This is a genomic window from Lamprobacter modestohalophilus (assembly GCF_016583905.1).
GTDB classification, from domain to species: Bacteria; Pseudomonadota; Gammaproteobacteria; order Chromatiales; family Chromatiaceae; genus Lamprobacter; species Lamprobacter modestohalophilus.
Window position 1 is genome coordinate 87,001 of record NZ_NRRY01000018.1, and the last position, 6,550, is coordinate 93,550.

Annotated in this window: 8 protein-coding genes; 2 read left to right on the forward strand and 6 right to left on the reverse strand. The window is 58.6% G+C overall.

What is annotated here, in order from left to right:
* The first annotated feature begins 220 nt into the window (after positions 1-220).
* Positions 221-364 carry a light-harvesting antenna LH1, beta subunit gene (gene pufB / locus CKO42_RS12295; RefSeq protein WP_200244272.1) on the forward strand — a complete coding sequence of 48 codons (144 nt, stop codon included), beginning with the start codon at positions 221-223 and terminating at the stop codon, positions 362-364.
* Between the two features lie 33 nt (positions 365-397).
* The gene (gene pufA, locus CKO42_RS12300) at positions 398-640 is read left to right on the forward strand and encodes a light-harvesting antenna LH1, alpha subunit (protein ID WP_200244274.1); all 243 of its coding nucleotides are present in this window, start codon (positions 398-400) and stop codon (positions 638-640) included.
* A gap of 425 nt (positions 641-1,065) precedes the next feature.
* Here pufA (CKO42_RS12300) and CKO42_RS12305 read toward each other — a convergent pair whose 3' ends face one another.
* The 6 genes from CKO42_RS12305 to CKO42_RS28280 form a co-directional block, all read right to left on the reverse strand.
* On the reverse strand, positions 1,066-2,472 hold the full coding sequence (locus CKO42_RS12305; protein WP_200244277.1) for a BCD family MFS transporter: 1,407 nt from the start codon (positions 2,470-2,472) through the stop codon (positions 1,066-1,068).
* Between the two features lie 163 nt (positions 2,473-2,635).
* Positions 2,636-3,754, reverse strand: coding sequence for a methyltransferase (locus CKO42_RS12310; RefSeq protein ID WP_200244278.1), 1,119 nt, complete (start codon positions 3,752-3,754; stop codon positions 2,636-2,638).
* A 405-nt stretch (positions 3,755-4,159) separates the two neighbouring features.
* Positions 4,160-4,426, reverse strand: a complete 267-nt coding sequence (gene pufA / locus CKO42_RS12315; protein ID WP_200244284.1) for a light-harvesting antenna LH1, alpha subunit — start codon at positions 4,424-4,426, stop codon at positions 4,160-4,162.
* A 33-nt stretch (positions 4,427-4,459) separates the two neighbouring features.
* The gene (gene pufB, locus CKO42_RS12320; protein ID WP_200244288.1) at positions 4,460-4,603 is read right to left on the reverse strand and encodes a light-harvesting antenna LH1, beta subunit; all 144 of its coding nucleotides are present in this window, start codon (positions 4,601-4,603) and stop codon (positions 4,460-4,462) included.
* Positions 4,604-4,828: 225 nt separating this feature from the next.
* Positions 4,829-5,722: a polyprenyl synthetase family protein gene (locus CKO42_RS12325; RefSeq protein WP_200244290.1), complete on the reverse strand. Its 894-nt coding sequence runs from the start codon at positions 5,720-5,722 to the stop codon at positions 4,829-4,831.
* 164 nt (positions 5,723-5,886) lie between these two features.
* Entirely contained in the window at positions 5,887-6,477 is a 591-nt protein-coding gene (locus CKO42_RS28280) for a hypothetical protein (protein WP_338034909.1), read from the reverse strand.
* Positions 6,478-6,550: the final 73 nt, after the last annotated feature.

A 6,550-nucleotide genomic window follows, 5' to 3' on the forward strand; every position in this document is an offset into this window, starting at 1 on the left:
CGCCGAGCCAACGAGTCAAGCTGAGTTGACGCAATGATCAGAAAAAATATGTAAATCGACCTTGACACACAGAGATGTCAGGTTAAACTAACACTCGTGGTTAGAGGCAACGTCAGCATCTGTACCGGGGCTGGCAAAGCACTCTTCCACACATCGAAGGACGGCGCAGAGATGTGCCGGACGGCACCTGAACCACAACCTTCACGAGAGGTTTATTTCGATGGCTGATTCCAAAAATCTGTCGGGCCTGACCGACGAGCAAGCAAAAGAATTTCATGAGCACTGGAAGCATGGCACCTGGAGCTGGGTCATGATCGCCTCCGTCGTTCATGTGGTGACCTGGGTCTATCAGCCCTGGTTCTAAACCGCTAGTCTAAATTCGACGAGGAGATATTCCATGCAAGTCCCTTATTTAATGGCCGATCCGACCATCGCGAAGCCTGATCATCCAGAAGAAGACTGGAAGATCTGGACCGTGATCAACCCAGCAACCTGGATGGTCCCGTTCTTTTTCATCCTCTTCATTCAGATGTGGCTGATCCACACCTATGCGCTGAGCCTGCCAGGCTACGGCTTCAAGGATTCCGTGCAAGTTGCTGCGCCTGTTGCAGTCGTTCAGCCTGCACCTGCGGCCGAATAAGCGCCAGACGCATTGCTGACCGCGGGCTCGCCCTTCCAACGAGGGCACCGCGGTTGGTGGCCTAAACCGGCCAAAACATCCCTCCTTCTGACGTCTCGCTAACGTCTTGGCCCCACAGGGCCTTCCTGTCCTGAGTAGCAGTTCTCGCACGACGCCTCCGAGCGTGGCACAACAGTCATGCGCAGCCTGTCTGCATCAGCAGAATCAAGCCACCTCCTTGTCGCATCGCACCCACTAGCAGGTGCAAAACTCCTGCCGTTTCATCGATTCACAGTCAGCAGCGACCTCGCTGATCGAAGAACGACCGTTTCTAGGTTTAACATGAATCTCACGCGATTCATTGTCCAGGGTGGCGCGGCGCCATGAGCGTTAGGAAGGCAAACGCAAATCCTGCGCTATTCGGGATGAGCTTTTCCGGCAATGGCCTAAGGCATCTGATCCAAGCCGAATTGCGAGGGGGCGCTGCTCGCTGCTTCCCGCTGCCGACGCAACAGTAGCGGAATCAAGACGACTAGGGCGGCGAGCAGCAAGAGGATCTCGATGCTGTAGACGACACGATAGCCGAGTGACGGACTAGTCCACTCTGGCCCGAAGGCCCCATTGGCTGCCATTCCCGAGACCAGATCACGCAGCGCCCCACCCAGAGCAATCGCCACGCCCTGCGCTGTTGCCTGAACCGCGCCCCAGGCGCCGAGCGCCAGTCCGACGTGTCCACGCTCGGCAAGCTCCATCGCTGCGGTTAGCGTCCCAACCGCGAGTAGACCAGTCCCAAAGCCGATCAGCGCGGTGCCCCCTCGGAACACCAAGGCCGACTCCACGGTTGCCGCAAGGATCACAAGCAGGAACGCGAAGACACCCACCAAGGCACCAACGCTGGCCAGCTGATAAGCGTTTCCGCCCCGGCTCAGGACATAACCGGACAGGGCAAAGGCGATAAAGGTGCCACCCGCAAGGATCGCGGTCAGCGAGGTGGTTTGTGCAACCGTTAGCCCCAGCACTTGCGCGCCGTAAGGCTCGAGCAGGATCTCCTGCATGCTGAAACCGGCCGTACCCAAGCCAACAACAATCAGCAGTCGACTCGCATAACCACCGCGCAGAAATTCGTTCCAGGTCTCACGGAAGGGAGGCCGCGGAATCTTGGCCACCGCACGTTTAAGATCGATCGATTCCTGTTTCCAAGCTGCGATCAGATTCATGATGATGGTGGCCAAGGCAGCAGCATGGACCACCTCGACCAGCTTCTTGTGCGAGAAGTCCTCGAGCAAATGGCCAAACAGCAGCGCACTACCGACCATCCCGAGCAACAGCATCGAATAGAGGAGCGCAACCACCCGCGGCCGTTTCTCAGGTGTCGCCAAGTCAGTTGCCAAGGCCAAGCCGGCAGTCTGCACGGTGTGCAGCCCAGCTCCAACCATGAGGAACGAGACACCGGCAAAAAACTGTCCGACGAAGATCAGATTATTGGTTTCATCAGAGAGGATCAGGATCGAGTACGGCATGATCGCGAAGCCGCCGTACTGCAACATGCTACCGAGCGCGATATAGGGCACACGGCGCCAGCCGAACGCCGAATGATGGTAGTCCGATCGATGCCCGATCAACGCACGCAGCGGCGCGAAGACCAGCGGCAAGGCCACCATCAGAGAGACGAACCAGGCCGACACCCCAAGCTCGACCACCATGACGCGGTTCAAGGTGCCATACAGCAGCACCATCGCCATACCAATCGAGATCTGAAACAGCGACAGACGCAAGATCCGCCGCAGCGGCAGCTCGGTCGTCCCAGCATCGGCAAAGGGAAGGGTGGCGAGATACTTGGTCAAGCGATTCATAGCTCACTCCAAGGCAGACTCATTGCGGGCATCAGCAGCAGGAACGATGACCAACAAAAGCAAAGAGCCTACCCCATAGCTGAAGACGGAAGGCTGCGAGGATGGGGCAAAAGGCAGATCTGCAAGCCATCTTGCCGACATGCTCGCAATACCAGCCCTGCGCTCAAGCCGCCTTGGCGACGACGAGCCGGGTCTGTAGCGGCCGGCGCGTGCGGACGAAGCGAATTTGGTCGAATCCAGCCGCTTGTAACATGGCACGATGCTCGTGTGGCGGACGTGTACGCCCGCTGCCCATCGCCAGCAGATAGAGGCCAAAATAGGCGTCGCCGACGGGCTCGACCCCCGGCGTCTCCGACATCGGCTCGGTAATGATCAGGGTGCCACCCGGCTCGAGCGCGGCCCTCACGGCACGCAAGATGGTCATCGCGCCGTCGTCGTTATGGTCCAAGATCACGCGCACCAAGGAAATGATATCGGCCCCCCGTGGGAGCGGATCGGCCTTGACGTTACCGCCGAAGACCTCGGCACGGTCTTCGATTCCGGCATCGCGGAAGCGCTCACGGGCGCGGTCGACGACGGCGGGCAGATCAAACAGACGCAACTGCAGGTGCGGCCAGCGCTGGGCCGCCTGCAACAAGAATCGACCCTCACCACCACCAACATCCATCAAGCAGCGATAATCGTTGAGCGAGAAGGCGTCGAGCGTATCCTCGGCGACGAAGCCGCTCGACGCTGACATCAACAGACTGTATTCAGCGACCCGCTCGTCACCATCGGCCGCTGGGTCCGCAGAGCCAGCGTAAGACCAATAGCGCCCAAGCTCGGTCTCGCTCAGCTCGCCGCGAAAGAGTGCGAGCGGGTCATCGAGATCGTGATACAGCATGCGATGATGGCGCACCATGGCGGCAATCCCTGGATTGCCCGGCATCGCAATCCCCAGCTTGCCAAGCCCGAAACGGCCATTGCCGCGCCGCTCCAGCAGGTCGATCGCCACTGCCGCGCGCAAGAAGCGGTCTGCTGCGGCAGGCGTCATGCCCATCTTGCCCGCCAACTCATCGGCGCTCTGTGGACCATCGGCGAGCTCATCAAAGAGCCCAAGCTCGACACAGCCATAGAGAATCTGGGAATAGACGAAGCCAGCGGTGATATCAAAGAGTGCGCGGGCGCGCTTTGATGCCTCATACTTGGTCAACGGAAAATCCGCTGCCCAGCGCTGAAAGCTCGGACTGGCGAGCTTGCGATCGCGCCAAACGCGCCAACGCTCAAGGAATGGAAGCTGCAACTGGATACCTTCGCGAGTTGAACCTAGCGATAGAAAAGAAGGGTTCGCAAGTACGCTGAGCCACGACTGACAACTGCTAAGAGACACCTCTGTGACGAAACTCAGGGTACGGACACCATCGAATGGCCGATTTTACATGGCAGCGCCGTACGTCAACAATTGTTGACCATCAATGGAAGCCGAAAACGCTCACCTTCTCAATCCGTATCATCGCTAGCAACAGCGCTGAGCCACACTCAAGCCCGTGTCACCACAACGCCCCCATAACAAAACAACGCCCATTGAGGGCGTTGTTTACCACTTCCCGGTGTCATGATCCCTGGCTTGGTGCCAAAGTGGACGATCGATGATCTCGTCCAGCGAGCGGTTCAGCCTGAGGTGAACCGCTCTGCATCAAGCATGGTCTTATTGGACCTGAGCAATCTGCTGGCCTTGAACCTGCTCGATAACGGCAGCGGAGCGAGCGTCGACAGCCGCTTGCGCGGAATCCTTGAAGCCGTAGCCCGGGAGGCTCAGTGCATAGCTATGCACCATCCACATCTGAACGAACAGGATGAAGAAAAACGGAACCATCCAAACCGCTGGGTTGATTACGGTCCAGATCTTCCAGTCTTCTTCTGGATGATCAGGCTTCGCAACGGTCGGGTCAGCCATCAGATAAGGAACTTGCATGGAGTATCTCCTCGTCGAATTTGGACTAGCGGTTTAGAACCAGGGCTGATAGACCCAGGTCACGACATGAACGACGGAGGCGATCATGACCCAGCTCCAAGTGCCATGCTTCCAGTGCTCATGAAACTCTTTTGCTTGCTCGTCAGTCAGGCCGGACAGATTTTTGTTTTCAGCCATCGAAATAACCTCTCGTGAAGGTCGTTGTTCAGGTGCCGTCCGGCACATCTCTGCGCCGCACTTCGATGTGTAAAAAAGTATGCATCAGCCCTGGTACAGATGCTGTTGCTCTCTTAATCCACGACTGTGAGTTTAACCTGACATCCCTGTGTGTCAAGGTCGATTTACATATTTTTCGTTCGAATGCGTCAACTCAGCTTGACTGAGTATCGCCGTCTGCTTGCCTCAGCCGCGCGCGGCTGCGAGCCGGTGCATGAAGTCTTCGCCCATGGGCGGCGGCAGCAGGCGTTGCATCTCGCCAATCACCAGGGCCTGCAGCTTTTCAGCGCCTGGGCAGGACGGAATCGAATCCACGGCCTCAACAATCAGACCAACTAGACGATCAAGCGCGCCATCGACCCCCAGCTCAGCGACAGCGCTTGGTCGATTGTGCACCGCATCCTGCCCTACCGGTTTGCCAATCGCATCGGCATTGCCGGCAACATCACGCAGGTCATCAGCCACTTGATATGCCTCGCCAAGATTGGCCCCAAGGGTGCGCCACTCGGCGGGATTCCGCCCTGCCGCCGCCGCGCCAGCCTCGGTTGCAGCCGCAAACAAGGCCGCAGTCTTCTGACGGTGATACTCGCCCAGATCGACCCGATTTTCGCACTCCCAGGCTTGGCCGGCGACAATGCCGTCCTTGAGGCCAACCGCTCGACCCACGATCATCAGCAGTGGTGCCAGACGCTCCGGGTGGCGCAGCGTATGCCAAGCAAGATTCTCGAACGCGAGCACAATCAGCCCATCGCCAGCGAGCACTGCAAGCCGCTCCCCATAAGCACGGTGCACCGAGGGTTTTCCACGGCGGGTATCCGCATCATCGAAACAGGGAAGATCATCGTGCACCAGCGAGGCACAGTGCAGCAGTTCCAAGGATACCGCGGCCGCATCCGTGACGGCTGGCACGTCATCGCCACAGGCCATGGCGACAGCCAGACAGAGGCGCGGACGCACGCGCGAAGCTGGGATCAGCACCGCGTGGCGCACGGCCTGCTGTAACAGAGGCGGCGAGTCATCACCCATACCCTTGGTAATGGCGGCCTCAAGCGACTGCTCGATCCGCTGTAAAACATCCATAAGAGTGTGTCCCCATAGTCAGAATTGGAGCGAGGTAGTTGGAACGAGGTAGAAGGTGGGAACGGGGCTAGTCGCGACCGTTGTGGTACAGATGCTGCTGCCGTTCCGCATGCCACGCATCACGGCCGGCCATCTAGGCCGACGTTGAGCGGCCGAACGCGGGATTACCAAGGCCGATAGGTCAGCCCCGGGATGCTGCGCTCGTCGAACTGGGCTGAAAGGCCGTGGATCAGCGCCTCGAGCTCTTCGCGGTCGACATAGCGACCATAGGAGGCCTTGGCCGCGTCTAACGGCACCTCCACGTAGTAACGGTTTTGGTCCGGCTCCGGGAGGATCTGCAACGCATGATCGTCGGAGCCAAGAATGCCAAGGTAATCATCCTCGGATTGCAGCCGGTCGAGCATCTGTTCACAGATCGCTTTGGCGGTCATCTCCACCGCGCTCGTCGACGACACACGCTCGCCAGAGCGGTTAATGAGGTAAAAGACGCGAAAATGCATGTTGGTGTTATCTCTCGACGCCGATCGCCCTGCCTCTCTCGTGGCGAGCACCGGCATAACCGACGCACACCCGAGCGTTGCGGAGCTGATGCTCTCATCCACGGTCACCGCGTTCAGGCTCGACGCGAGTGATGGATCGACACCCCAGCCGTTCATAGTATCATCAGTTCGATATTCGTGAATATCTGTTGAATCCCAGGGCAGGGCGAGCGCGTATAAATCCTCAGCCAAAGACGACCTTAGCGCGGTAGTCATCGTTCCACGTGGCCTTGCGGCGCTTCTTGACCATGCGTTGCTTGGAGGGTTCGCGTTCGAGCAAATTCATGCA